The organism is Alkalibaculum bacchi, assembly GCF_937875145.1.
GTDB lineage: Bacteria > Bacillota > Clostridia > Eubacteriales > Alkalibacteraceae > Alkalibaculum > Alkalibaculum bacchi_A.
The window spans coordinates 1-2103 of sequence record NZ_CALNCS010000213.1; the positions used below are offsets into that span (position 1 = coordinate 1).

Annotated in this window: 1 protein-coding gene; it reads left to right on the forward strand. The window is 34.7% G+C overall.

Features of this window, described 5'->3' with window-relative positions; all coding sequences use genetic code 11:
* A partial coding sequence (locus Q7P22_RS12540) for an FAD-dependent oxidoreductase (protein ID WP_303864649.1) occupies positions 1-1558 on the forward strand: 1558 nt, incomplete at its 5' end.
* Positions 1559-2103: the final 545 nt, after the last annotated feature.

The following is a 2103-nucleotide window of genomic DNA, read 5'->3' on the forward strand; positions in this document are numbered from 1 at the left end:
CCTTAAAGGAGAGAGGATGATTGGACAGATTCCTCGTGCCATGAGAACAAAAGAAGTTGAAGATTTAGTTAGCAAATTTGCTGACGGAGCTGTTCGCCTAAAAAGTGCTGGATTTGATATCATTATGATTTTGGCCGGGCATGGTTATTTGTTTAATCAGTTTCTCTCTCCTTACCATAACAGAAGGACTGACAAATATGGTGGTTCTGAAGAAAATCGTATGCGATTTCTCATGGAAACTGTACAAGCAGTACGAGAGAAAATTGGTGATACCCCATTGATGGTACGTCTATCTGCTAGTGAGGATTTTGTTGGTGGTTATGAATTTGACTATATTGAACGTGTAAGCTTAAAACTCCAAGAATTGGGAGTCGATTCGATCAATTATTCTAATGGTAACTATCATGGATTCTATAATACCATCTCATCTCACCACGGCAAGCCATGTCATTTGGTGCCTTATGCAGAGCGTTCATCAAAGATTCTTGATATACCTGTTTCATGTGTTGGTCGTATAACTACTCCTGATGAAGCTCTGGATATTATTGTAAACAAGAAGGCAGATATGGTTTGGATGGGGCGTCAATTTCTAGCTGATCCAAATTGGCTAAAAAAGGTTAAATCTGGTGGAAGGATACGCTATTGTCTAGCTTGTAATCAAGGATGTATAGGTAGATTTTTTGAGGGTAAACCAATCGCTTGTTCTATCAACTATGAAGTCGGTCGTCAGATCGATTTGAAGGAGAAAAAGAAAATTAAACCTGAACCAAAGAGGGTGCTAGTTATAGGTGGTGGTGTATCAGGTATGGAAACAGCAAGAGTAGCTTCTAATCGTGGTCATATGGTAACATTAATAGAGAAAACTAGCGAATTAGGTGGACAGCTTATTGCAGCAGGCATGACGCCTAGTAAAGAGAGATGTACCGAATTAAAGGATTTCCTCGAAGGTAGTATCAGAGATAATGGGGTGAATATACTTTTAAACACACCTTACAGCAATGAGATATTAGAAAAGGTTCAACCTGATGAAATAATTATAGCTACAGGTGCTGTTCCAGTTCTACCCAAAATTAAAGGCATAGCCAATAATGACAATGTTGTACTGGCGGAAGATTTTCTACGCACTAGAAAAACAGATTACATGCATCCAGTGATTATAGGCGGTGGTCAGATTGGTATTGAAACCGCTGAATTACTGCTTAAAGCTGGTTGTCAAGATGTTAAAGTATTCGAAATTTGTGATGATGTTTTACAAGGTGTAATGCCTCTAACCAAGGCACAAGTTTTATTAAGTGTTCAATCAATGAGTTGTGAGATTCATGTAGTTACAAAAATATTAGAGGTAGGTAACGATACTGTAACATATGAGTGTATCGATGCCGAAAGATTCGATGGCCCAACAACAATACCAGCTGATATAATAATTATAGCTACTGGGTATAAGGCAAACCCATTGGAAATTGAAGCTAATGTGCCAGTGCATTGTATAGCCTCTGTTGACCGTGGTGATATTTTGCATAGTATTGAAGCTGCCGGAGACGTTGCTTGGAACTTATAATTGCATAAGAAAGTATCAGTAAAAAAGTATATTAGAGTAGAACCTTTGTAGCGAATAATTAATTGTATATAATGAGAAAGTTTGTAATTAGCTCATATTCAGATATTTTATTATTTATAAGAATACTGTTGGAGTAGTAGGCAAGCTACTGCTAATTATTAATTTTACATATCGACTTTATTTGCTACTCTTATTACTAATGTTTCTTAAATATAATCAAATCCCCTTAAAGTAAACGAAGGAATAATATATAACTTTAAGGGGATTTTGCATATCAGAAAAAGTCATTACAACATAGAATTTAAATTGACATAAGAAAAAAATATCACGGAGGCAAGTGCATATCAAGAAAGCAAATGTATAAATGTATCAAAAATGAATTATCATATAACAAATTAAATTATATTTAGTAATTAAATATGGAAAAAACATGGTATAAATAAATATATTACTGCTATTAAAGAATAACTAATTAGTCAAGGTTATCTATGATGTTAATTGCAAGAACTTTTTGTAAAAAGTTGCAAGTCAAAAATGTATATTAT